Annotated in this window: 16 protein-coding genes; 2 read left to right on the top strand and 14 right to left on the bottom strand. The window is 54.3% G+C overall.

All coding sequences use genetic code 11. From position 1 onward, the window contains the following. Positions 1–23 precede the first annotated feature (23 nt). The 11 genes from ACS5NO_RS02750 to ACS5NO_RS02700 form a co-directional block, all read right to left on the bottom strand. Entirely contained in the window at positions 24–1,445 is a 1,422-nt protein-coding gene (locus ACS5NO_RS02750) for an alanine/glycine:cation symporter family protein (protein ID WP_439413720.1), read from the bottom strand. 330 nt (positions 1,446–1,775) lie between these two features. After that, the gene (locus ACS5NO_RS02745; protein ID WP_439413719.1) at positions 1,776–5,927 is read right to left on the bottom strand and encodes a hybrid sensor histidine kinase/response regulator transcription factor; all 4,152 of its coding nucleotides are present in this window, start codon (positions 5,925–5,927) and stop codon (positions 1,776–1,778) included. A 102-nt stretch (positions 5,928–6,029) separates the two neighbouring features. Next, the gene (locus ACS5NO_RS02740) at positions 6,030–7,352 is read right to left on the bottom strand and encodes an enolase C-terminal domain-like protein (protein WP_439413718.1); all 1,323 of its coding nucleotides are present in this window, start codon (positions 7,350–7,352) and stop codon (positions 6,030–6,032) included. 30 nt (positions 7,353–7,382) lie between these two features. Continuing rightward, a complete protein-coding gene (locus ACS5NO_RS02735) occupies positions 7,383–8,501 on the bottom strand; it encodes a mannonate dehydratase (RefSeq protein WP_439413717.1) in 1,119 nt (372 codons plus the stop codon). Positions 8,502–8,531: 30 nt separating this feature from the next. Beyond that, positions 8,532–9,392 (bottom strand): 2-hydroxy-3-oxopropionate reductase, encoded by an 861-nt coding sequence (locus ACS5NO_RS02730; protein WP_439413716.1) that lies wholly within the window; start codon positions 9,390–9,392, stop codon positions 8,532–8,534. A 118-nt stretch (positions 9,393–9,510) separates the two neighbouring features. Continuing rightward, on the bottom strand, positions 9,511–10,944 hold the full coding sequence (locus ACS5NO_RS02725; protein ID WP_439413715.1) for a GntP family permease: 1,434 nt from the start codon (positions 10,942–10,944) through the stop codon (positions 9,511–9,513). 115 nt (positions 10,945–11,059) lie between these two features. After that, positions 11,060–11,848 carry an HpcH/HpaI aldolase family protein gene (locus ACS5NO_RS02720; protein WP_439413714.1) on the bottom strand — a complete coding sequence of 263 codons (789 nt, stop codon included), beginning with the start codon at positions 11,846–11,848 and terminating at the stop codon, positions 11,060–11,062. Positions 11,849–11,876: 28 nt separating this feature from the next. After that, on the bottom strand, positions 11,877–13,388 hold the full coding sequence (locus ACS5NO_RS02715; RefSeq protein WP_439413713.1) for a SusD/RagB family nutrient-binding outer membrane lipoprotein: 1,512 nt from the start codon (positions 13,386–13,388) through the stop codon (positions 11,877–11,879). Positions 13,389–13,513: 125 nt separating this feature from the next. Next, complete coding sequence (locus ACS5NO_RS02710; RefSeq protein ID WP_439413712.1) at positions 13,514–17,011, bottom strand: SusC/RagA family TonB-linked outer membrane protein; 3,498 nt, start codon at positions 17,009–17,011, stop codon at positions 13,514–13,516. Positions 17,012–17,137: 126 nt separating this feature from the next. Beyond that, on the bottom strand, positions 17,138–18,241 hold the full coding sequence (locus tag ACS5NO_RS02705; RefSeq protein WP_439413711.1) for a FecR family protein: 1,104 nt from the start codon (positions 18,239–18,241) through the stop codon (positions 17,138–17,140). A gap of 70 nt (positions 18,242–18,311) precedes the next feature. Beyond that, a complete protein-coding gene (locus tag ACS5NO_RS02700) occupies positions 18,312–18,941 on the bottom strand; it encodes an RNA polymerase sigma factor (RefSeq protein WP_439413710.1) in 630 nt (209 codons plus the stop codon). A 402-nt stretch (positions 18,942–19,343) separates the two neighbouring features. Here ACS5NO_RS02700 and ACS5NO_RS02695 point away from each other — a divergent pair, with 402 nt between their 5' ends. After that, positions 19,344–19,691 carry a hypothetical protein gene (locus tag ACS5NO_RS02695; protein ID WP_439413709.1) on the top strand — a complete coding sequence of 116 codons (348 nt, stop codon included), beginning with the start codon at positions 19,344–19,346 and terminating at the stop codon, positions 19,689–19,691. A gap of 101 nt (positions 19,692–19,792) precedes the next feature. Here ACS5NO_RS02695 and ACS5NO_RS02690 read toward each other — a convergent pair whose 3' ends face one another. Next, the gene (locus tag ACS5NO_RS02690) at positions 19,793–20,134 is read right to left on the bottom strand and encodes a hypothetical protein (RefSeq protein WP_114410055.1); all 342 of its coding nucleotides are present in this window, start codon (positions 20,132–20,134) and stop codon (positions 19,793–19,795) included. A 408-nt stretch (positions 20,135–20,542) separates the two neighbouring features. On the opposite strand from ACS5NO_RS02690, the gene ACS5NO_RS02685 reads away from it, so the two are divergent. Further along, a complete protein-coding gene (locus tag ACS5NO_RS02685; protein WP_439413708.1) occupies positions 20,543–22,300 on the top strand; it encodes an alpha-L-fucosidase in 1,758 nt (585 codons plus the stop codon). A 23-nt stretch (positions 22,301–22,323) separates the two neighbouring features. Here ACS5NO_RS02685 and ACS5NO_RS02680 read toward each other — a convergent pair whose 3' ends face one another. Next, positions 22,324–23,010 (bottom strand): response regulator transcription factor, encoded by a 687-nt coding sequence (locus ACS5NO_RS02680; RefSeq protein ID WP_150877528.1) that lies wholly within the window; start codon positions 23,008–23,010, stop codon positions 22,324–22,326. Then, a complete protein-coding gene (locus ACS5NO_RS02675; protein WP_439413707.1) occupies positions 23,010–24,467 on the bottom strand; it encodes an ATP-binding protein in 1,458 nt (485 codons plus the stop codon). Before ACS5NO_RS02675 ends, ACS5NO_RS02680 begins: the two co-directional genes overlap by 1 nt. Between the last annotated feature and the right edge of the window lie 6 nt (positions 24,468–24,473).

Raw genomic sequence — 24,473 nt, 5'->3', positions numbered from 1 at the left:
GGAACCCGTCGCTCTGATCAGGACTACTCCCATTCATCGGCGTTTTTAATACCCAGTTCCCTCGGATTGAAAACGGGATCTTTCCCTGCTTTTTTCTGAGCCTGGTAGTCTTTCAGCGCCAGCAACGCCGGTTTTCGCAGGAGAATGATGGCAATGATATTAAGCCAGGCCATGATGCCTACGCCGATGTCGCCCAGCGTCCAGGCCAGAGCCGCCGTTTTGACTGACCCGTAAAAGGTGGCACCCAGAATCAGAATGCGAAGTGCCAGCAACAGACTTTTGCTGTTTTTTTTCTGGTCCAGGTAGCTCAAATTCGTTTCTGCGATGTAGTAGTAGGCCATAATGGTGGTAAATGCGAAGAAAAACAACGATACCGCCACAAAACCGCCCCCAAACGATGGGAAGTGGGTGTTGATGGCCATTTGCGTGTATTCGCCCCCAATGGCTGCGCCGGGGATGTTTTCGACCAGAAACCCGCCTTTCGGATTCAAGACATTGTATTGCCCCGTAAATAGAATCATGAAGGCGGTGGCGGTACAGACGAACAGCGTATCGACATACACCGAAAACGCCTGCACCAGTCCCTGTTTGGCGGGATGGCTGGTTTCGGCGGCTGCGGCTGCGTGCGGGGCTGTTCCCTGACCGGCTTCATTGGAATAGATGCCTCTTTTTACACCCCAGGCCACGGCCATGCCGAAAACGCCACTGTAGAGCGGTTCCAGATCAAACGCCGACCGAACGATGAGACTCATCACCGAGGGGATTTCGGTGATGTTCATGACAATAATGATAACGGCCATCAGAATGTAGGCCCCGGCCATAAACGGAACGACAATTTCGGCCACTTTCCCAATGCGCTTTACGCCACCGAAGATGATCAGACTCAACAGGAGCGTTACAATGCCACCGGTAACGGCCACCGGGATTTGAAACGCATTTTGGGCACTGATGGCAATGCTGTTGCTTTGAACGCCGGGCAAAAATAAGGCGGTACTGAGAACCGTTGCGATGGCAAACAGCGTCGCATACCATTGAATTCCAAGTCCTTTTTCGATGTAATAGGCCGGGCCACCGCGGTATTGGCCGTCTTTCACCTGCTTGTAAATCTGACCCAGGGTAGCTTCGATGAAGGCTGATGCTGCGCCTAAAAAGGCAATGGTCCACATCCAGAAGACCGCGCCCGGCCCGCCCATGGCGATGGCCGTGGCAACACCGGCAATGTTTCCGGTTCCGACCCGTCCCGAAATGGCAATGGCAAAGGCCTGAAAAGGCGAAACGCCCTTCGCGGAAGAATGGCCGCCAAACAGTAACTGAACCATGTCTTTCAGGTAGCGCACCTGCAAAAACCGGGTGATGATTGAAAAATAAACACCGACTCCGAGGCAGAGGATGATCAGCGCGTTACTCCAGATAATGTCATTAATGGCATTAACAAGGTTTTCCATGAAACGTACGAGGTGGGTTGGGATAGGATGTTAGCTTGCAAAGAAAGGTCCATTCTTCAACATTGTCGCAAAAAAGCTGAATTTTGCTACAGATTTGGGGGTATTTTGAAGAAATAGCTGATTCACCAGACAGACGAGGGTTCAATTCTAACGACTTTCAGGCCATTCGCCCAGGTTTTAGTATGGCTGGTTAGATAAGTAAGGCGAAGCCTTTACCGATCGTGGCTTTTTGCAAAAAAGTTTCGATATGGTTCATCAACTCCCGCTAATCCATTTCGTTTTTCGGCGCGTTCATAGAGCTATTGTTCAGATCGTTACCGTGAAATCCCTTCAAACCCTCACCTCAGCCGACTCACCCACCTGATTGCTATACTCCGTCGGCGTGACACCAAACTGGGCGCGGAAAGCCCGGCTGAAATACCGGGGATCGCTGAAGCCGACCGCAAAGGCGATTTCAGATACGCTGGCTTTCTTCTGTTTCAGCAGGTTCTCCGCCTTTTTCAGCCGCGTGGTTCGCAACAGGTCAATGACCGACAAACCGGTCAGCATTTTCACTTTACGGAACAAAACCGGGCGGCTCATGCCCATTTCGCCCACCAGACTGGTCACGTTGAAATCGGCATCGCTGATGTGAGCGTCCAGAACCGTCATCAGTTGGTTCAGGAATTTATCGTCGGGGTGATCCAGTTGCTGCGCTTGCGGTTGCAGCGTCACAATCCGGTGGTATTTGGCCCGCAACTGCTCCCGCAGCAACAGCAGGTTGTGAACGCGGGCCTGTAGCAAAACCGGGTGAAAGGGCTTGGTCACGTAGTCGTCGGCACCGGTTTGCAGCCCCACCAACTGATCGTCCGTCGTGCCTTTGGCCGTGAGCATAATCACCGGAATGTGGCTGGTACGCGGATCGGATTTGATGCGGTGGGTCAGCGCAAAACCGTCCATCACCGGCATGGCAACGTCGGTGATGATCAGATCGGGCAACACCTGCGACGCTTTTTCCCACGCCGTCAGTCCGTCAGCCGCTTCGATCACCTGGGCAGTGTCGGCCAGCAAATCCCGGATATACGCCCGGATGTCGTCCTGATCTTCAACGACCAGAACAAGTTTTTTGCCGGAAAGCGATACTGCTTCCAAATCCATTGCACTTTCCTGGGCCACGATCAAAGCCGCTGGCCGAAGTACCTGAAAGTCCGGTTCTGCCGGTGAGTCGGTCAGTACGGGTTCGAACAAACCCGGCAAACCGACGGGAATGGTGATCGTAAAGCGCGTAAAACCAGCCGTTTGCCACACCTGCTCCCGGCTCTCGACCGTGATCTGGCCCTGGTGCTGATCCACAATGCTTTTACTGAGTGCCAATCCCAGACCAAAGCCGGAATCCCTCGTTTTGGAGCGGTTTACCTGATAAAATGGGTTAAAAATAGGTTCCAGTTCATCTGCCGGAATGCCGCTGCCCGTGTCTTCAATGGTTATTACCGCCCGGTTGGCGGCATCTGACGCGCCAAAATCCTGTTGCAACCGCACGGAAATGGTGCCACCCGCTGGGGTAAATTTAAACGCATTCAGCAGCAGGTTATAGATCACCTTCTCCATTTCTCCGGCATCGATCCAAACCGGCAGGACGGTCACTTCCGACTCCGTGAGCAGGACGACCTGACGCGAGCGGGCGTGTTCCAGAAACGAATCCGTGATTCTTTCCAGAAAAACCACCAGATCCGTCTGCCGTTTTTGCAACCGGACGTGCCCGGTTTCGTGCTTTCTGAAATCAAGAAGCTGGTTCAAAAGCCGCAACAACCGGTCGGTACTGCCCCGCATGACGGCCAGTTGTTTTTGCAGAAAAGCATCGTCGGTCCGGTGGGCGGTCAAGACCTCCAGCGGCCCCATCACCAACGTTAAGGGTGTTCGGATTTCGTGCGCAATTTCCGTAAAGAAGTTCAGTTTGGTCTGGTGAAGCTCCTGCTGCCGGGCTTTTTCGATGTGCTCCACCTCCAGTTCATGCGCCAGCCGAAGCCGGTTTCGGTTAAACCGCGACCAGAGTCTCAGCAATCCCACAAAAATCAGCGCATAGAGAATGTATGCCCAGACCGTTTTCCAGATCGGCGGCAAAACCGTGATGCTCAGTTCCAGCGGCTGGGGGTTCCAGATGCCGTCGTTGTTGGCCCCTTTTACCTGAAGAACATACGCGCCGGGAGCCAGATTCATGTACATCGCGCGGGGTTCATTCACGTAATTCCAGCCTTTATCGAAGCCTTTCAACCGGTAGGCATACCGGTTTTTGAAGGAATTGATGTAATTGAAAGCCGCAAAATCCAGCGAAAAAACATTCTGCTGGTGCGTAAACGTAAGCCCCTGTTGGTAGTCGATGCCAGCGGAGGAAAGGCTGGTGACCGGCTCGTTGAACAGCCGCAACTGGGTGAACGCCAGCCGGGGCAGGGCGGTGTTCCGGCGAATGCTGTCGGGGTGGAAATAGACAATGCCATCGTAGCCCCCGAAGTAAAAATAGCCGTTCGCGTCCCGATGCGTTGAATTGGAGGTGAACTCCTTGCACACCAGCCCGTCGTGTTTGTTGTAGGAAATGATCTTCGACTGGTCGGGATCGAGTTGGGCTAGGCCATTGTCGGTGCTGATCCACAAGCGCCCCTGCTGATCCTCGCGAATCCCAAAAACCGTGTTGCTGGGCAACCCCTGCGCCATCGTGTAATGCCGGAACGTGCGGTTGTCGGGAAGCATCCGATTCAGACCGCCGTCGCGTGTACCGATCCAAAGCCGGTGTTGCCGGTCTTCGAGGAAACAGGTAATGTGGTTGTTGCTGATTGAGGTTGAATCGGTGTCGCGGTGAACAAACCGGACGAAAGCATCCCGACCCGGCACCTTCCGGTTGAGGCCGTTGGTGGTGCCGACCCATACCTGTTGTCGGCTGTCGATGAGCAAACTCATCGCGTTGTTGGAACTGAGCGAATGAGGTTGATCGGCCCGATGTCCCATCTGCACAAAAGCGTTTGTTTCAGGCTCAAACCGGCATAAACCGCCCAGGTTTGTCACAATCCAGAGGGTTCCTTCGGCATCCCGTTTGAGGTCGTAAATGCGATCATTCGGCAACGAACGCGGGTTGTTGGGTTCGTGCAAATACCGGGTGATGGTTTGTCGGCGCAAATCCAGGTAATTCAGCCCCTGCAACGTGCCGATCCACAGGCCGTTTGGCCCATCGGCCAGCAGGCATTTGACCTTGTCGTTGGACAAGGATTGGTTATTTTTCGGATTGTGGACGTAATGCCGGGCAACGGTTCTATCGGCATTGAGCAGAAACAGCCCCCGGTCTTCGGTGCCGAGCCAGAGTTGATTCGATGCGCTGGCGGGCAGCATCGGCCCCGCAATTTTAAACGGCATTCCGCCTTCACGACTGATCGGGCGATAGGACCCAAACTGCCGGGCCAGCGGACTGTAGAGATCGACGCCCCCGTAATAAGACCCGACCCAGACCGAGCCATCCCGGTCGCGAAAAATGGAGCGCACTGAGTTGTCGCTTAGCGAACCGGGGTCGGCGGGCTGATTGGTCAGGGTTCGAAACCGGCTGCCATCCTGCGCCACAATGTGCAGGCCTGACATGGTTCCCACCCAGAAATTGCTTTTCCCGTCAGCCTGAATCGTTCGGATGGTTTGGGTGCTCAGGTCCAGTCCGGGTGCGGTATTCCACGAAATAACGCGCTTTAATTGCCTGTCGAACAGCGCAATACCGTGCCGTTCGGTGCCCAGCCAGAGCCGTCCGGCCCGGTCTTCGGCCATGGCGTTGATGCTGTTGAAGGCGTTGTGATAGACCGCATCGGTGGATTCCAGGAAATGATGTGTCAGTTGGAATTTTCCCGAAGGCATCGGCCGAAGTTGCACCAAACCGCCGGAGGTTCCAACCCAGAGGTTGCGGTTACGGTCCTCAAAGAGGGTTCGGACTTGCCGGTTTTTCAGCTCCCGACGGTTTTCTGTCAGGTTTGCCAACGGCTCAAACTGCCGGGATTGGCCGACCTGCAACCGATATAATCCGTGAAACGTGGCGACCCAGAGGTTGCCCCGGCTGTCTTCCGCCAGACTGATGATGGTGGAATCCTGAGAATCGTTGAACGAAAATCGCTGAAAATCACCCTGATCGGGCCGGAACAAACACAAGCCTTTCGTCGTGCCGACCCAAAGCCGCCCTTTTTTATCCACCAGCAGGCTGTTGATCGTATTGGAAGCCAGGCTGCGCGGATTGCCGTTCTGGTTTTTGTAGACCACCACCCGGCGGGAATCGTATCGGTTCAGCCCGTCGCGGGTGCCAAACCACATGAATCCGCTGGGATCCTGTGCGATGGCGTACACGCTGCTTTGCGACAGCCCTTCTTCCACGCTAAGGTGGCTGAATGTTTGCCCGTCCGGCTGCCCGATGGCGGCCGGTAGCAGGAGAAAGGTATAGAGAACGCCCAGCCAGAACCGAACGCGGAGTTTGTGATGAGTCATCTTCGCAATCTTAAACCATCCCGATACTGGATTAATTGCATACCGGAATGGAATTATCTTACAAAGACAGGAGTGGCTCGTTCCTCCTCACGTTCTTCTAATTTACCAGCGAACGGCCTGAAATTTCCAGCCGGGCTGTTTTTTCTGCATCTCCGGTTCGTCGTCCCGTTTTTTCAACCCGCAATCCAGGTAATTTTGGTGCAGTCTGGCCAAGGCATCCCGGTCAAGTTCGACGCCCAAACCGGGTTCCTGCGGAACCAGAACCGCCCCTTCCTCGAAGGTAAACCGCCCGGCGGTGATGATTTCGTCCGACTGCCACGGATAATGGGTGTCCAGCGCATACGGAACCTGCGGCAGTGCCGCGCCGAGGTGAACCATGGCCGCCAGCGAAATGCCGAGGTGGCTGTTGGAGTGCATGGACAACCCGCGCCCGAAGGTTTCGCAAATGCCGGACAGTGTCATCGAAGCCCGCAAACCGCCCCAGAAATGGTGATCGCTCAGGATAATATCCTCCGACCCAATGGCAATGCTGTTCGGAATGTCTTCGAACGAGGTCGTACACATGTTCGTGGCAAGGGGCGTTTTCAGGGCCTTGCGAACCTCCGCCATAGCCGCCTGTCCGCGAACCGGATCTTCGAGATACTCCAGAATCGGCTCCATTTCCCGGCCGTATTGAATGGCGGTTTCGACTTTCCAGAGCGCATTCGGATCGATCCGCAACGGCACATTCGGGCCAAACGCTTCGTAGAGCGCAAACATCGCGTCGACCTCCTGCCGGGGCTCGAAAACACCGCCCTTCAGCTTGATCGACTGAAATCCGAATTCGGTACACATGGCTTTGGCCTGCGCCACAATCTCGGCCGGATTCAGGGCACTGGCTTGCCGGGCCGCGGCCCAGCCTTCCGCATTCGGGTCGGTACCGAACGCCAGTTTGCCCCCGGCTCCTTCGTATTTGTAAAACAGGTAGGCCGAAAACGGCACCCGATCGCGTAGTTTGCCGCCGAGAAGATCGACCACCGGACGACCCACTACTTTCCCGATAATATCCAGACAAGCGACTTCGATGGCGCTAAAAATATGGACCATTTTCCGCTGATCCCAGGGCGCGTCGCCCCGCTGGGCGGCTGTGTCGGTGCCGAAATGATTGACCAGAACCTGCCGGATTTCATGGAGTTGAAACACGTCGCGTCCGATCAGCAACGGTTTTGACGCTTCCAGAGCGGCATCGATGTCGCTGTTGCCCGGAATCTCGCTGATGCCCGAAATACCGTCGTCCGTTACCAGTTCCACGATGGTGCGGAGGGCATACGGTGCGTGCAGACCGGCGGCATTCAGCAAGGGCGGATCGACAACGGCAATCGGTGTAACGGTAATCTCCTTAATTCTTGGCCCGGCCTTGTAGGGAAAAAGGGTTGTCAAAGTCATCGTGAAATGCGGGATTCTGTTGTCATTTAACTAACTCTTCACTTCGTCGGAAACCGCCTGGAGCAGCCCTTTGATGTAGCCATAGGCAAACGAAAAAGCCTGGGGCGTACTGCCTGCATCGTGGTGGTGCGGCACGTGATCGGGCATCACCATTCCGGAAAAACCGACATCGCGCAAGGCCCGGACCACGTGCAGGAAGTTCATGTCGCCATTGTCGGGATACACTTCCTGAAAATTGTTCCAGCCACCTTTGATGTTCCGCAAATGAACGTTAAAAATTTGATTTCGCTCCCCTACCCACTTAATAATCGGCATAATCTCGGTTTTCGGATCTTTCAGTCCTTCCGCAATCGAACCGATACAAAAGTTAAACCCGTGGTATTCACTATCGTACAGTTTCGCAAACCGCTGAATTCCTTTGAACACGTCGGGGCTGTTCCAGCGGGTGATGCCACGGTAGCCAACCGGCGTCGGCGGATCGGCGATGTGGTTGGCCAGCTTGACTTTATATTCTTTGGCCACCGGCAGAATCCGGTCCAGCATGTACGTAATGCGCTCGAACATCTGCTCGATCGACACATCGCCGGCTACGGTTTTGGGGTGGTTTTGCTTGAGGGCTTCCTCGTAATTCCAGACGCTGTAGGAGGCATTGCCGCGCTTGGGATCGGTATAGCGCCCGGTGCGCAAAACCGGCAGAATCGTGGTGTTGTAGTTCAGGACTTTGATCCCGGTTTTGCCGGCCACCTGAATCATCTGCTGGAGAATTTCAATTTCGCGGTCCCGCTCCGGACTTTTCCCGAGCATGATGTTCGGATATTCTACTTTGTCGATCCCGGCGGAAGTCAAGGGGTAGTGGTAGGCGTCGAGGCTAATGCCGTATTTTTCGCAAGCTTCCCGCTTTTTCATCGAATCGTCGAGGTCCCAGCCTTTGCCCGGTATGGTTTTGGGCGAACCACCATCCAGGTTAAACACCCCATGCCGCGCCTTGAACTCGAGGTTTTCCACGGAGGTGCCGCCCGACTGGCAGCCGACTTTCATCAGCACTTTTTTGGGTGCGGCTTTCACTTCCGCCCGGGCCTGTTCGGCACCAAACGCAGCCGCTCCGACAGAGCTGGCGGCCATGACTTTAATAAAACTTTTCCGTTTCATGTTGGTAAGGGATTTAGGTGAGATTTCGCTTCATTCTTCCAATTCCAATAGAATCCCGCTGTGATCCAGTTCGGCGTTCCCGGCTTCGATAGCGGCTTGCATCTGCCCCGCGACCAGCGCCGTGGCTTTCAGCGGCACCGAAAATTCCTCGCCCGACTGCAGCGCAATGCCCAGGTCTTTTTTGTGCAATTTGATTTTAAAACCGGGCGTAAAATTGCGCTCGATCATCCGTTTGCCGTGCAGGTCGAGAATGCGGCTCTGGGCAAAACCGCCCAGCAGAACGTCCCGCATTTTCTCCAGATCGACCCCGGCTTTTTTCGCCAGCGTAAACGCTTCGGCCACGGCCTGAATGGTGATGCCGACAATCATCTGGTTGCAGGCTTTGGTGGTTTGCCCCGCGCCCGGTTCGCCGATCAGGACGATGTTTTTGCCCATCGCCTGAAAAACCGGCAGTGCGCGTTGAAAGGCCGCGTCGCTCCCACCCACCATGATCGACAGCGAGGCCGAAACCGCCCCCACCTGACCACCTGAAACCGGCGCATCCAGTGCTTCCACGCCTTTTTCCTGCATCTGTTGATGAATAGTCCGGGCCGTACTGGGTGCAATCGTGGACATGTCGATGAACAACGCACCTGCCGGAATGCCTTCCAGAACGCCGTCCGGGCCGGAAACGACCTGCTCCACATCGGGCGAATCCGGCAACATCGTAATGATGATGTCCGTATTTTGCGCCAGGGCTTTATTGCCCGGAAACGCTTTTGCACCAGCCGCAACCAACTCGCCAGCCGCGCTGCTTTTTTCCAGAACCGATACCGGATAACCGGCTTTGATCAAGTTCAACGCCATGGGTTTCCCCATGATTCCTAAGCCAATGAATCCTATTTTTTGCATAAGTAAACGGTCTACAGTCTACGGTTTTCCGTTTTCGGTAGCTGACGCGTGACTTGACGCGTCTGTATTCGTGCGTCAGCCAACCGTAAACTGAAAACCAAAAACCGTAAACCATTAGTTAAATTAACGGGAACAATTGCGCGCCGATCATGATGATAATCAGACCGGTCAGGCCCATAACTACGAGCAGGGGCGAGATGGTTTTCAGGGCCTCCTGTTCGGTTAAATTGCTGAGTTTACAAATGATCCAGAAACCGGCGTCGTTCATCCACGGCACCAGTTTGGAACCGCAGCCGATGGCCAGACCCAGATACACCGGATGAAATTCGAGGTTCGCATTGCTCGCCATACCCGACAGAATTCCCGATGCCGTGATCAGCGCCACCGTCGCGGAACCCTGCGCCGTTCGGACCACGGCGGCAATCAGAAACGCCAGCGGAATCAGGGCCATCTGGTAATCTTTGGTCATCTCGGCAATCCGCGTGCTGATGCCGGTTTGCTGCAACATGCCCCCAAAAGCACCGCCCGCTGCCGTGATCAGGATAATGCCGCCCCCACTCATCAGAGCCGCCTGCACAAAGGGCGTCAAGCCTTCTTTGCCGCTTTTCTTGTGGGCGGCCAGAATCAGCAAAGCCGCAATGCCGCCGGTGACGACGGCAATATTTTTGTCACCAAAAAACTTCACCACCTTCAAAACCGCCGATTGCGTCAGTGCGTCTCCGGGTGTGGCCAGCGTGCTCAGCACGGTATCGGCGCAAATAAAGACCAATGGAATCAACACGGGCAGCAACGACACCCCCAAACCGGGCAGGTGAATGTCTTCTTTGGCGGCAATCAGTTTGATGTCTTCCAGTTTGGCATCCAGCGAATCCCGCAACGGAATCGGCCATTTCCGGTTGGCCCATAGCGCAAAGAAATACCCGGCAGTGATCGTAAAAAGGCCTACGATGGTCCCGGCAATCATCATCAGGCCAATCGGAATGTGCATTTCGCCGATCAGAAACAGCGGCCCCGGTGCGGGCGGAACCAGGGAGTTGGCCATCGCGGCTCCGGCCATGATGCACAACACCAGCAACAGGTAATTTTTACCAATTCGCAAGGTCATGGCCTTGGCGAGCGGCATCATCAGGAAAAGAACGGTGTCAAAAAAAACCGGTATCCCAATAAAAAAACTACTGACCAGAAAGGCGATGGGTGCTTTGCCGATGCCCGTCAGTTTCAGCATGGAACGAATGATTCGCTCAGCGGCCCCGCTTTCCAGCATACACTTGCCGATGATGGCGGCCATCGCAATCAGGATGCCGATTTTGCCGCAGGTGGCCCCAAACTCCGTGGCAATCCGCTCGCCGATGCCTTTTTTGGCTAGGGCCTGCGCGGCTGCCGGGGCGGTTCCTTTCGCCAGGGCGAACTGCTCGATGGCCGACGCGGGCGTCATCAGCGCGACGACGAACGCGCCGAGCAACAGCGCCAGAAAAGGATGCAATTTCAATCCGATGATGCCACCGACGACAATAAAAACACCTACGGCCAAGATTAACAGGGGATCAGACATTCAGAGTTTCAGGTTTAGGATTTAAGGAGTTGTTTCGCAGAGTTGAGCGGAGGAAAAAGAGAGTCAAGCAGAGTTTTATTATTAATTTCTTCGCTTAACTCCCTTTTTTCTCCGCTTAACTCTGCGAAATAGTTTTTTCAACCGCCCGGAATGCATCCAGCTTTTTCGCCAGATTGCGGGCACCGTCGGCGACGAAGGTTCCGTCGGCTCCGCAGGCAATCATCCGGATACCCAAGTCGTGGTACATTTTGTAATCATCGGGATTGAAAAAGAGAATGCCGGTGGCTTTTCCGGCTTTTTGGGCCGCGTTGACCGTTTCCCGCAGTGCTTCCTTAAAACGCGGATGATCGAATTGCCCGAAAATGCCGAGTTCCATCGACAGGTCGGCGGGGCCGATGAACAGCACATCGACGCCGTCGATAGCCGCCACTTCGTCGAGGTGATTCAGCACCTCCACGGTTTCGATCTGTACCACGCCCAGAATGGTTTCCTGAGCTTCGGCGTAATATTGCGGGAAGTTGACGGCAAAACCGGTCGCCCGCACCATTTTGGCAACACCCCGACCACCGTGGGGCGGATAATGCAGGCCGTGTACCACTTTTCGGGCCTCTTCAGGATTGTGAACTTTCGGACACATGATGCCTTCTGCGCCCATATCCAGCACCCGGTGGATACGCTGGCTTTCAGAGCTTTCGACCCGAACGATGGCACCCGCCGTCGTGTGTTCGAGCGCCTGCAACTGATACAAAACGTCTTTTTCCGAACCCGCCCCGTGTTCGAGATCGATCAGCACCCAGTCGAAACCGGACTGACCGACAATTTCTGCCGTGAGTGAACTTCCCAGATTTAACCAGCACCCGTTGAGGGTTTCGCCTTGTTTCAGTCGTTTTTTTAGATTTTTCATGTACAGGAAAGGCGAAAAAAAGGGTACTTTACTTCTTATCCCACCAAATGCGCGTGTCCAGCAGATTGGCCCCCTGTCGACTAATGGCCTGATCGACATTGGCTTTATTCACGTTCAACTCCGCATCGGTGTAGGTCAACCGGCGAATGAAGCCCTCCGTTTTCAGATCGCTGCCGGGATAGGGGTTGGGTGTCAAAACCGGAAAACCGCTCCGGCGGAAATTGGCCCAGGTTTCGGGACCCACCAGAAACGACGCCACCCAGTATTGCGTATTGATCTGCTCCAGTTCTTTGCCTGCTGCCAGCGGATTGGCGTCCAGATAGGCCGTAATGGCACTTTCCGCCACGGCGGTATTGGCTCCATACGTGGCCAGTTGCTGCATGTGCGCCCGAATCCCATTGGCATAGAGCGTGGCGGCATTGCCCGTCGTCCATTTCCGAAAAGCCGCTTCGGCCAGCAGAAGCTGCGTCTGGGCGTGGGTTACCAGAAAACTGGGCGCGGTCAGGCCAGCCATCCGGGTTTTATCAAGCTGGCTGTAATCCCACAGACTGGCTAATTTACTGGCCGTTACAGCCGCACCGATCGTCGTGTTGTCGTACCCCTGCGGAGCACCAACCTGAACCGCCGGTGTCCGGTTAGCCCGCGACTCCACCTGCTGCGCCCCGCTGGTTGCACCGACATACCGGACCGCAATGGAGGCCAGGCGGGGGTCGTTGTTTTTCTGGAGGAAATTCACAAATTCCTGATCCAGGTAAAAGAAGGCCGACTGCCCCCCGTTCAACTGACTGCCCACGGGGTTGGTAAAACTGGCGGTATGCCGGATGATCGCGTTGTCGGCATTGGATTGCATCACGCCACCGGCCACCGCTTTGGCCACGTATTCGGCGGCTTTGGTCGGGTTCACTTTGGAAAGCCGCATGGCACCCCGCAGCAGCAGCGAATATCCCAGCCGCTTCCACTTGACCACATCACCGTCGTAGAGCACATCGCTGGCCACTTTGGGTTTCGACGCGTCCAGAGCTGCCGAAGCCGCATCCAGTTCGGTCAGAATATCGGTATATATCGACTCCTGGGTGTCGTAAACCGGTTTGACAATGCCCTCCAGATAGCTCTTTCCGGCCTGAACGTATGGGACGTCGCCGTACGTGTCGGTGATCACCATAAACGCGTACGCTTTCCAGATCCGCGTCATGTTGTACAGATTGACACGGGCCGGATCATCTTTGGTTTGGGCAACGACATCGACCAGTTCCCGGATGATGGTCCGGTAATAGGTGTTCCAGTTGCCGGACGAAACACCCCGGTTGTCCTGGTTAAAATTAGCCGCCGATCCCTGGCCGCTGAACGGCGTAATCATCTGCTTCACGATGGTGGTTTCATAGCTCAGGTTGCCGTAGCCCGGTGCACTCGACACGATGGCCGTATTCAGTTGAAAAGCCGGTTCCACCGCCGTTAGGGCAATGGGGTTGACATTCATTTCATCGAAACCGTCGTCGCAGGCAGTCAGCAATAAGGTCAGGCTTATGAGTATCTTCTTCATGTTTTTGTATCGGGTTTGGAGAGGGAAGTTGGTACACAGAGTTGATCAGAGAAAATCAGGGTTGATCAGAGAAAAACTTTGATAGCCTCTGATGTCCTCTGATAAACCCTGTGTAACAACTCACCTTAAAATTTCACATTCAAGTTAAAACCAATGCTCCTCGTAACCGGCAAACCGGTGGCTTCGAGACCGACGAGGTTATCAGACGGGAACCCGAACTGTTCGGGGTGAATGTTCGGCACCCATTTCTTGATGACGGCCACGTTGTTAGCCACGGCATTGAGCCGCAGTCCTTTGATAAACTTGGCATTGGTCGGCAGAAATTTAGTAAAGTCGTAGCCCAGCGTAATCTGCCGCAACTGCCATAAACCGGCGTTGTAGACAAACTCTTCGGCAATGTTTTGCGAACGGACGGTTTCGTAATAAGCCTGAACCCCCGACTTGGTCTGGTTGACTTCCCCGTTCGGGTTGACGCCCGTACCAATCACAAAATTTTGCTCCCGACCCACCAGCGTGGCCTTGTGCAAACCGTGCCGCCAGGCGTTGTGGTTGGTTCCGGAAATCATCTTGTGCCCCAGTTTGAAGTCGATCAGGAACGACAGGTTGATGCCTTTGTAGCTGAAGCTGTTGGTGATTCCACCCACCCACTTCGGCAGCGCACTGCCAAAACTGATTTGCGTGGGTGTACGTAACGGTCGTCCGTTTCCGGCGTCGAAAACCTGCCGACCCTGGGCATCCCGCAGGTATCCAAAGCCAAAAAGCTGGCCCATCGGCAGGCCAACCACCTGCCGGAGTTCGCCCGTGAAATCGCCGGTTCCGACGGTAATCATGTTGTCGCTGACGCTCGAACCCAGATCCAGCACTTTTGTGACGTTGTAAGCCGCGTTGAAGGTGGTGTTCCAGTTAAAATTTGGCCGTTTCACCGGCGAAATGTTCACCAGCATTTCCAGCCCCTTGTTGCTGCTTTTGCCCACGTTGATCAACTGCGTCTGATAGCCACCCGCGTCGGAGGTCTGGGCGCGCAGAATCTGGTCCGACGACACTTTGTCGTAATACGTCAGATCCAGACTCAGGTTGTTGTTGAACAGCCTCAACTCCAGACCGACTTCTTTTTCAGAAACCCGCATCGGGCGCAGGTCGGCGTTGGGAACGGTGGTGCCGCTGATGCTGGCCAGGGGCTGGGCTGTTCCGCTCGGCGACGGAAACTGCTGGGCGTTGATGCCGTAGAATAGGTTGTTGGCATAGGGCGACACATCGGTATCACTGCCGACTTCCGCATAGGCCGCCCGGATTTTCCCGAACGTCAGCCAGGTGGGTAGCGAGCTGGCAAAAGCCTGGGAAAACACAAAACTGGCGGTGATGGACGGATAAAGAATGCTCCGGTTTGCGGGCGACAAGGTGGAGAACCAGTCATTGCGAACCGTTCCGTTCAGGAACAGATAATCCTTAAACGAGACTTCCGCCGAACCGTAGAGCGAGTTCACCTGCCGTTCCGAAAAGTCGTAAATGGCGTCGCGTTGCCGGCCGTTGCCGATGGTATACAAATTCCGGACATAAAAATCCTGCACCAGCACGTTGTGGCGGCTGATTTTCCGGTACATCTGGTTGCCGCCCAGATTCACATTGATGCCAAAAACGCCGAAGGTTTTGTTGGCATTCAGCAGGAAATCGGCATTCAATTCGCGGACGTGCCGGACATCCTGCACATACTGCCCATTGACAAAACCGGCGGGCGCTGCAGGTTGCCGCTGCGTACCGGTCGGCAGGTTGTAATCCTGTTCGCGGGCGTAGAAATCCTGCCCGATCCGGGCTTGCAGAAACAGCCAGTTCGTGAAGTTGTATTTGGCCGTCAGGTTGCCGAAAACCCGGTCGGTGCTGATGTTTTCGAAACGCTTCAGGGCGAAATACGGGTTGGTTCGGTTCGTAAACCGCGACCAGACCGTTTCATTGCCGTTGGCATCCGACGCGTATTTTTCCAGAATATCCAACGGCATGGAGTTCGCCATGTTGAAGATGATTACCGGACTATAATCCTGTTCGGCGATGTTGGGCGGATTTTTCCGGAATTCTTTGGAGTAGTTGATATTCCCCGAAACCGTCAGTTTTTGGGCCAGTGTTTGGGTGAAGCCCAGGTTGACGGTTCTGCGGTTGTAGTTCGAGCCGCGCAGGATGGTCGTATTGTCCAGATTGGAAAGCGAGAGGCTAAAACCGCCATTTTCGTTCCCCGACGATAGCGTCAGCGTGTTCGTCCAGGTACTGCCTTTCCGGTAAAAATCGGTGATCTGATTCCGCACCGGCTGGTAAGGAACGGTAATGTTGTCGAACAAAACCTGCGTCATGCCCGGCTGGAATTTCTCCCCGAAACTCCACTGCCCCGACGTCGGGAAGGGCGTTGTCGGACGGACACCGTTCTCGCCCTGACCGTATTCATACTGGTAATCGGTGTAATCCAGGGGCGTGTCGGACGTAAAGTTGGAGTTGTATTCCAGACCAATGCCGTTGCCGCTGCCCCGGGTTTTGGTCGTGATCATGATTACACCGTCTTTGGCGCGCGACCCGTACAGCGCCGAAGCAGCGGCCCCCTTCAAAACCGTCATGGTTTCGATGTTATCGGGGTTGATGCTGCTCAGGCCGTCTCCACTGTCCGACGTCCGGTTGCTGCCGCGGTCCGACACGTCGCCCCGCGCCCCGTAGTTCGTGTTGTCGATTGGTACGCCGTTGACGACGATTAGGGGCGAGTTGTTGCCGCCAAACGACGACTGCCCGCGAATCCGGATTTTGCTGGTGCCAGCCGGTCCCGAACCCAGCGAAGTGATGTTGACCCCCGCCATTTTGCCCTGCAAGGCGTTCATGAAGTTTGCCGTCCGGTTGATCGTCATTTCGTCCGAACCCACTGTTGCGGTTGCGTAGCCCAGGCTTTTGGTCTGCTTTTTAATCCCTAAGGCCGTCACAACCACCTCGTTCAACGCCTTGCTTTCCGGCGTCAGCGCAATCTGGATGGTGGTTTGATTGCCGATGGCCAACTCTTTGTTCACGTAGCCGACATAACTAAAAACCAATACCGTCGAACCATCCGGCACATCCAGTTGAAACGCCCCACTGGCGTTGGTGGTGGTCCCTTTCTGCGTGCCTTTGATCAGTACATTCACGCCCGGCAAGCCCGCGCCGGTTTCGTCGGTTACTTTGCCCGACACCATGCGTTTGGGAGCCAGCGTTGCAGCTTTTTCGATGAGATCGACCAGGCCGGTTTCGTAGACCGGTGCGGTACTCGCCGACAGAACCACCTTTCGGCCCACCAGTTCATAGTTGACCGGCAGCGGTTTGAAATACTTGACCAGCACCTCCTCCAGTGTTGAGTTATTGGCCTGAATGCTGATCTTCTGCCGCTTCTCAATCACCTGCGAGCTATACACAAACTGCACATCCGTTGCTTTTTCAATATCCGCCAACACCCGTTTTATATCCTGGTTATCAGCGTGTAACGTCAGGCGTCGGCTCAGGTATTCCTGAGCGTTACTCGTGTGGGCATACGACACGCCCACCAGCGATAACATAACCAAACTTTGTGTTAATGAAAACCGCATAAGCTTCAACCAGAGTTGTCCGGCAAGGTGTTTTTTCATAGTTTTGTTAAGGTTGACTAGTTCTGATTTCGGAACATTTTTCTCTGAGCGGTTACTTTGGCGAGCGACACTCAGTGAATAGACCGGTTGGCAGTGGCGTTGTCACTGCCAATTCTTTTTACGGTTTTATCGGTATCCCTTTCGGCTAATGACAATTTGACCATCGGTTATTTCGTAACTCGCCGATGAGGCCTTGCAAAGCAAATCCAGCTTCTCATAAAGTGACTCACTCGACAGAATAGCGGTAATCTTACTGCTTTCGAATAACTGCTCGTCAAACTGGATCGGAATCCCGTAGCTCTTCTCCAGCTCGTGCAGAATCACTGGTAGGGGAACTTCATCATAGACAAAGGGAATTTCTTTGGCTCTTTTCGCAATCAGCAACGGTTTGGCCACCAGCGTTTTGGTCAGATTCCCATCGCTTTTCTCAAAAATAGCCGCCTGATTCGCGTTCAAAATCAGCCCGTTGACTTCCTTGTTATCCGGAACCTGCTCCGGTTTTTTTTTGTAAACCGACACCTTCCCCGACAACACCTGCACCGTAATCTTCTGATCCAGATCGAAGGCTTTCACGACGAAACGCGTGCCGAGCACCTGCGTGATCATTTCGCCGGTATAGACCATAAACGGCTGACGCTGACGCTTGACCGAAAAACTCCCTTCGCCCTGCAAATACACGATGCGGGCATTCCCGGAAAACTGGGACGGATATCGAAGGCGGCTTTTGGGACTCAGCAACACCTCCGAACTGTCGTTGAGCACCACCCGCAGCAATTGGTGAGAATCGTTGGTGGTTTCCACCAACTGAATGGCGGAATTAACCGACAACTGAGCGCCCCTTTGTTCCGGCTTTTTATCGAAAAAATACCAGCCAAACCCCATTACCGCCACGAAAATAGCGGCAATCGCCGGGAGCCAGCGAACCGGATTATCGGGTCGGATTTTGTCCGGTTCCGGCTCCAGAACCGCGTACCGTTTAGGTATATACGCACTGGCATTGTCAATAAACGCTTCCGTTTCTTTGCGGATCTCGGCTTCGCTGAGTCGCTCGGGAGCCACGTTGATAGCCCGGATGAACTGCTCGGCCTGCTGGAATGCCGTCTGTTTTCCGGGATAATTTTTCAGAAAAGCGCGCCAGAACTCATCCCGCTTACCACGACCCCGCACCCAGTCCTGGAAATCTTCGTCCCGAATAAAATCCTCCACGGTATAGGTTTCGTAGTTTTTCATAAGTGTAGCGGTATTCAGTATCCGGTTTTCAGTTTACGGTATTCGGCAGCTCACGCATTCCGGCTCACCGCTAGCAGGCGCCAGCTACCGTAAACTGAAAACTGTATACCGTAAACTGAGCAAAAAGCAACCCGACGCCTTGCACGGTCCAGTTTTTCCGCAGGCTGGTTAGGGACTTCTGGAGCAGATTATAGACGGACTGGCGGCCCAGGTGCATCACATCCGCAATTTGTTCGAAACTCAGGTTCTGGTAAAACCGCAGATAGATCAGTTCCTTCTGACGGTCGGGCAGGTGATTGATCACACGCTCCAGTTTACGAATCTGGTAGACCTCGTTTTCTTCTTCGATCCACTGCACATCGGCCGAAAACTCGACCGAAAACGCGTATTCGTCCGAAAGCGTTGATTGGTGCGTCGTGTGTTTCCGGGAAAGCTCCCGCAGGACGCGGGTTTTGAGTACGACGAGCAGATAAGCCCGGACGTTGTCGACCGAACAAACGGAATCCTGCCGTTTCCACAGATTGAGGAACAACTCCTGAATGCAGTCTTTCACAAACTCCCGGTCGGCATGCAGCCGCATTCCCCAGTGAAAGAGGTCGGCATAATAGCTCTGCATGATCTTCGCGAGCGCATACATATCCCCCGCCCGGTATTCCTGCCACAGTTGTTGTGCTTCTTCCGAAGGTAGCCGTCTACTCATAGTTTCAGGTGCTATACCTGCAAGAGCCTCTTTTCCGGAAAACCTAACCTCTGTTTTAAGATTATTTTTTTAAAAAGTTAGAGAATACCGATATAAAGAAAGAAAAATATCGAATAACGAATGTTGAATAACGAATATCGAAGTAGAGAAGAAAGATCCGGCCCGCTTTCGATATTCGTTATTCAACATTCGTTATTCGATATTCATTCTTCATTTTCCCTTCGTATCGGTTATAACCCTGAATAGCATAAATTCGCATCATTCCATCCGCGTCTCTATTCTCTTGTCGCCAGTTAAAATTTCACGAAAACATAACCTCGGAAAAGGCCGGAATTGGGGGATTCGCCGGAACTTCGGCCCGTGATATTCGAACGGACAACTTCTCCCTCAACTTTCGATTTTATGGCTACTTCCGATTTTTCTGCTTTGCCAACGGCCGACGAGTTCGTGTCCCGGCTGGACGATTTCCGTGATACAATTAAAGACGCCATTGTGCAGGTGGTGACGGAGTTGGGCGACGATGCCGATGCGTCCGATTTCGATCTGCGGTTTCTGCCGCTAACCCTCACCGAATCCGATCTGGAAATAACCGCCATCACCCTGAACGACGACGAAAGCGATCCGCTGACGCTGAGTTTCAGCGACGACAGCGACGTTGAACTGGACGAACTTTCTACGGATGACCTGGTCAGTCTGTATCAGGTGATGCGCGATGCCGCCGACGAAAGCACGGATGAGGACGATGACTAGGTCAGTCAACAAATGAGTAACGCAAAACTTCATACATACTAGGATACAATCGTACAGACCCCGGCTCGTGTCGGGGTTTTGTATGACCGGAAAAACCGGGGTTAAACCGGGCCGGAAATGTAGAAACTGTGCGATTTGAGGACCAGGGTCGTTTCGCGAAAGTGTTCCTCAAACAGATCCTGGAGCTCGTGGACGAACTGAATGTACCGGCGCGACTTGACACACAGCCAGCAGTTCATGCCGGCTACCAGGCGGGCATTTTCGAAGTTCCACACGTTCGCGGCTTTATCGGGTTCAAATCCGAAGGCCAGCAGCCACGGTTTGGTCAGTTTGATCGGCTGGGGTTCATTCGGTGGCTGGAGCTCTTTGATGTGTTTTTCAGTCAATAAAACTGGTTCTTTCTGAACAACATAGTATCGATTGGGCTTCAGAGGTGTCATCATTGTGCTGGTGGTGTTTACCACTCTACGCAAATCGGTAACACAATATTGTTTTTGACCCCGAATTGATCGAGAACTCTTAGCTACCGGGAATTAAAGAATGGCTCCATCTTTGAATATTCCCGTGATTCGGTGTTAGGCACGGCTGTTCCGTTCTGCCCTCCTGAAGGCTCCCTCTCAAGGGCCGGGTTGGTCCGTTCTGCCGCGCTTTTGCCCCCCAGCCCCCTAAAGGGGGAGCTTGGAGCGCGAGAAAACTCCCCCTTTAGGGGGCTGGGGGGCAAAAGCGCGGCAGAACGGACCAGTACGGCGGCTTCGGGAAGAACAGCGAAACGATAAAACCGCTGCAAACGTAGGCTTTAACAGGATTTAGGGTACATTTGGGATTATTCCTACAGCCTACTTTTCCGACAAATGACTGCAAAACGGCTCCTGCTCCCTCTGTTTTTTCTCCTGACCACACTCCCGGCGGTTTCACAAAAAGCCTTGCCCCAGGCCCAGCGGCTCCAGTGGTGGCAGCAGGACCGCTTCGGTATGTTTATCCATTGGGGACCGGCGACGCTGACGGGCAAAGAGATTAGCTGGTCGCGGGCGGGTTACGGCAAAAGCCGGTACGATTCGCTGTATCTGCGGTTTAATCCCACCCAATTCAATCCGAAAGAATGGGTGCGCCTGGCGAAAGCCAGCGGCCTGAAATACGTCGTGCTCACCGCCAAACACCATGACGGTTTCTGTTTGTGGAACACCAAAACCATTCCTTACAACATCATGTCGTCGCCGTTTGGGCGGGACGTTTGCAAGGAACTGGCCGACGCCGTTCACGAAGCTGGGCTGGAGTTGGGCTGGTATTTTTCGCCCGGCGACTGGAAAGACCCCGACTGCCGCAATCCTGACCGGGAACGAAACGGCGTGTTTGAAACCCGGATGTTGCAGCAACTCACCGAACTGTTGACCAACTACGGCAAAATCAGCCTGTTGTGGATTGATTACGACGGCTGGCCCTGCCCGACCGACCCGAAAAATGTCCATGAGCTGGCGCATCGCCTGCAACCCGGTATTATCCTCGACAACCGGCTCGAAGCTTTCAACCCGGACGAGTCGCACGCCCAGCCGGGCCGCTACGGCGATTATGTTACGCCTGAAGGTTTCGTGGCCGGATACGGCAACGTCCCCTGGGAAACCTGCACGAATTTAGGCCACCAGTGGGCGTGGCGGTTTGAAGACAAACCCCGGGCTGCGAAAGAGGTCGTGCATACGTTGCTGCGGTGTGTGGGCGGCAATGGTAACTTACTGCTCAATGTCGGCCCCGATAGCCTGGGGCAGATTCCACCCCTGTTTGCCAGTCGTTTGCAGGAGGTTGGGGCCTGGATCAAGCCCCGGGAAGAAGCCATTTATGGCACCAAAGGCGGCCCCTACACCCCCGCTCAGGAGTACGTCTGTACGCAAAAAGACAACCGGATTTTTCTGCACCTGCTGGCAGGAACCACCAGCGAAGTGGTGTTACCCCCCCTGCCCGCGACGATTAAACAGGCTGCCCTGCTCAATGGCGCGAAGCTGACTTTTTCGCAAAATAAGGAGCAGATTCGGCTGATCGTGCCGGTTTCAGCGCGCGACTCTATTGCGACGATGATCACCCTGACCCTCGACCGCCCGGCTGCGCAACTGGTTCCCATTCTGCCGTTTTCGAAAACCGGGTCGCTGGCCTATGGCAAAAAACCGTCGGCTTCGAGCGCGGTGGGGCCGTTTCTGCACGATGCGGGGGCCGCCTTCGACGATAACAAGGCGACCTACTGGAAGCTCGGCCGTCGAAGCGACGCCAATTTTGAGGCCAATTATGGAAAACCGCTTCACTACCAGACGAAAGAAGCCCAAGCCAATTACGAAAGCACCGGCTGGCTGCAGGTTGATTTAGGAAAACCGCAACCCGTTGGGCAAATCGTGCTTCAGGAATTTCAGCGAAAAAACAACCCGGAGCTGATCCCGAAAATCAGCCGATTCAGCGTGCAGTATCAGAAAGGCAACGAATGGGTGACGCTGGCGACGGGCCGGGAGATGGGCGACGAATGGCGGCAGGAAATTCCGCCCGTCACGGCGCAGCGGTTTCGGTTGGTCATTCTCGAATCATCGGGCAGCATTGGGGTTAGTGAATTCCAGTTATTACCGCCCAACTAATCAACGAATTACACCCGATTCCCTTAATTTTTGAGCCGACCAGATTTTTCTTCCAGCGCCAGCCGGATCAGATCGACGGTATTTTTGACGCCCACTTTTTTCAGAATACTGGCGCGCTGGTTGGCCACGGTATTGGTGCTGATGTCGAATTTTTTGGCGATTTCCTGGCTGTTCATCCCTTCCGTCAGACAGGTCAGTATCTGGGCTTCCCGCGAGCTAACCTTGTTCCAGATGGACGAACGGTTTTTGGAAACCTGGCTGTGGTCTTCTTTTAGGGTGGCCGTTTCGGGCACTACCCAATGTCTGATAATCACCGTCGAAGCGCTCGGCGGATAATACAATTCGCCGTCGACAACAGCCCGAACCGCCCGCAGGATTTCCTCGCGATCGGTGTCTTTCTGCAAATAACCGGCGGCTCCATACTGCACCGATTTCAGGATGTAATCCTTGTTGTTGTGCATACTGAACATCAGAATCCGGATTTTGGGGTATTGGCGGGTTATGATCTGCAGGGCTTCGATGCCCGACATGCGGGGCATGGTGATGTCCAGAAACAGCACATCCGGTTTCACCACCGGAATCAGATCGATGGCTTCGTCGCCGTCGGGGGCTTCGCCAACCACCTCAATATCAACTTCATCTTCCAGCAAAGTCCGAACCCCTTTTCGTACCACAGAATGGTCGTCGGCAACAAGAATTCGTATCGGCATCATCCGTTCGTAGTGTCTGGTAAAGTGACAGCAACTTTCGTTCCTTTTTTCAATTTCGACGTAATCGTCAGGTCGCCGTTCATCAAACGAGCCCGGGTACGCATGTTTTCCAAGCCATTGATGGGCTGAATTCCTTTTGCGTATTTCGGAGTCGATTTCACGGAAAAACCCTTTCCGTTGTCTTCCACCGTCAATACAATTCGGGGCTCGCGCTGCCAGCTAATCCGGATTTTCTGGGCCTGCGCATGCTTGATGGCGTTGTTCAGGGCTTCCTGCGCAATCCGGTACAGGCCAATTTCCACCGCTGGCGGCAGCCTGCTTTCATCACGATCCCCTTCAAAGATAACCTCAATTCCGGATGATCGGGCCGTTTGTTCCGCTAATAATTGCAAGGTTGCGCCCAAACCGAAGTCACCGAGCACCGACGGCATCAGGTTGTGCGACGTCTGGCGGGTTGTCTGAATAACGTCATAAATCAGCTCGCACAATTCCTCGAACCGCTGCCGGTGTTTGGGTTCCGAAAACGGAATAACCTTCAGCTTTTCCGCGTGCAGTTTGAGGCCGGTCAGCATCTGCCCGATGCCGTCGTGCAGTTCGCGTGCAAACCGGCGCCGTTCTTCCTCCTGCCCTTCCAACAAACCCGCCGACCGCACGGTTTCCTCGGCAATCTGCAAACGGTATTTTTCTTCGGTAGCCCGCAGAAGTTCCCGCTGGGTTTTAACCAACTGTTGGTTAGCCACTTCCAGATCCGTGTTGGCCACCGCCAGGCTTTCGTTCACGGCCCGCAATGCATCGTCCGATTCGGTCAGTTTCCGAATCACATTTTTGGTATGCGTCACCACCGGCCGAAAAATCAACAGCCCTTCGATCAACAACGTCAGCAGGGTCGCCACCGTCAGCACCCACTCGATCTGTTCGAGGGACCGAACCCGTTCGAAGCTTTCTTTATCGAACTGAAACACGATGGCATTCATCTGATTCAGAAACGAAGGCTCGTCGCGCAGAATAACCTGCAGGGCGGTTTTCTTCTGCTCCGGCGTTGCCGAAGCGACATCAATCCGCACCAGATTTCTGTACATGGACTGAAAAACCGGCTCGATCTCCGCAAACATTTGGTCGAGCTGGCGGCTTTTACGCACCACATACGCCTTTTCCATCCGCAAATCACCATTCCGCAACTGAATGTGGCTCTGGCTCCAGGTGTGCAGCAGGGCAGAAAACGACGCCGTATCCGCTGTGGGTGTCCCCGTGGTCCGAAGCAGCGCCAGTTTCGTCAGTCGCTGGCTCAACATGCGTTGCCGACCCGCCACGTTCACCACCCGGCTGTCGTCGTAGTGATCGCTCAGCGTCTGGCGGATAAACAGCAGCCCGCTCAGCGATAACACGGCAATGCACGTTAACGCCAGGACATAAAACCGGGTTAACCGGCGGGCTACCTGCTCATCGAGTTGATTCATTCGGTC

The sequence above is a fragment of the Larkinella fluvii genome (assembly GCF_051857545.1).
In the GTDB taxonomy this organism is placed as follows: Bacteria; Bacteroidota; Bacteroidia; order Cytophagales; family Spirosomataceae; genus Larkinella.
Note: the sequence above shows the minus strand (reverse complement) of the source record. Positions and strands in the feature narration are given on the sequence as shown.

Coding starts and splice junctions, on each gene's coding strand:
- ACS5NO_RS02675 (WP_439413707.1), bottom strand. CDS start 24,467: ATGAATCAACTCGATGAGCAGGTAGCCCGCCGGTTAACCCGGTTTTAT.
- ACS5NO_RS02715 (WP_439413713.1), bottom strand. CDS start 13,388: ATGAAGAAGATACTCATAAGCCTGACCTTATTGCTGACTGCCTGCGAC.
- ACS5NO_RS02680 (WP_150877528.1), bottom strand. CDS start 23,010: ATGCCGATACGAATTCTTGTTGCCGACGACCATTCTGTGGTACGAAAA.
- ACS5NO_RS02700 (WP_439413710.1), bottom strand. CDS start 18,941: ATGAGTAGACGGCTACCTTCGGAAGAAGCACAACAACTGTGGCAGGAA.
- ACS5NO_RS02750 (WP_439413720.1), bottom strand. CDS start 1,445: ATGGAAAACCTTGTTAATGCCATTAATGACATTATCTGGAGTAACGCG.
- ACS5NO_RS02685 (WP_439413708.1), top strand. CDS start 20,543: ATGACTGCAAAACGGCTCCTGCTCCCTCTGTTTTTTCTCCTGACCACA.
- ACS5NO_RS02745 (WP_439413719.1), bottom strand. CDS start 5,927: ATGACTCATCACAAACTCCGCGTTCGGTTCTGGCTGGGCGTTCTCTAT.
- ACS5NO_RS02740 (WP_439413718.1), bottom strand. CDS start 7,352: ATGACTTTGACAACCCTTTTTCCCTACAAGGCCGGGCCAAGAATTAAG.
- ACS5NO_RS02720 (WP_439413714.1), bottom strand. CDS start 11,848: ATGAAAAATCTAAAAAAACGACTGAAACAAGGCGAAACCCTCAACGGG.
- ACS5NO_RS02710 (WP_439413712.1), bottom strand. CDS start 17,011: ATGAAAAAACACCTTGCCGGACAACTCTGGTTGAAGCTTATGCGGTTT.
- ACS5NO_RS02690 (WP_114410055.1), bottom strand. CDS start 20,134: ATGATGACACCTCTGAAGCCCAATCGATACTATGTTGTTCAGAAAGAA.
- ACS5NO_RS02695 (WP_439413709.1), top strand. CDS start 19,344: ATGGCTACTTCCGATTTTTCTGCTTTGCCAACGGCCGACGAGTTCGTG.
- ACS5NO_RS02725 (WP_439413715.1), bottom strand. CDS start 10,944: ATGTCTGATCCCCTGTTAATCTTGGCCGTAGGTGTTTTTATTGTCGTC.
- ACS5NO_RS02735 (WP_439413717.1), bottom strand. CDS start 8,501: ATGAAACGGAAAAGTTTTATTAAAGTCATGGCCGCCAGCTCTGTCGGA.
- ACS5NO_RS02705 (WP_439413711.1), bottom strand. CDS start 18,241: ATGAAAAACTACGAAACCTATACCGTGGAGGATTTTATTCGGGACGAA.
- ACS5NO_RS02730 (WP_439413716.1), bottom strand. CDS start 9,392: ATGCAAAAAATAGGATTCATTGGCTTAGGAATCATGGGGAAACCCATG.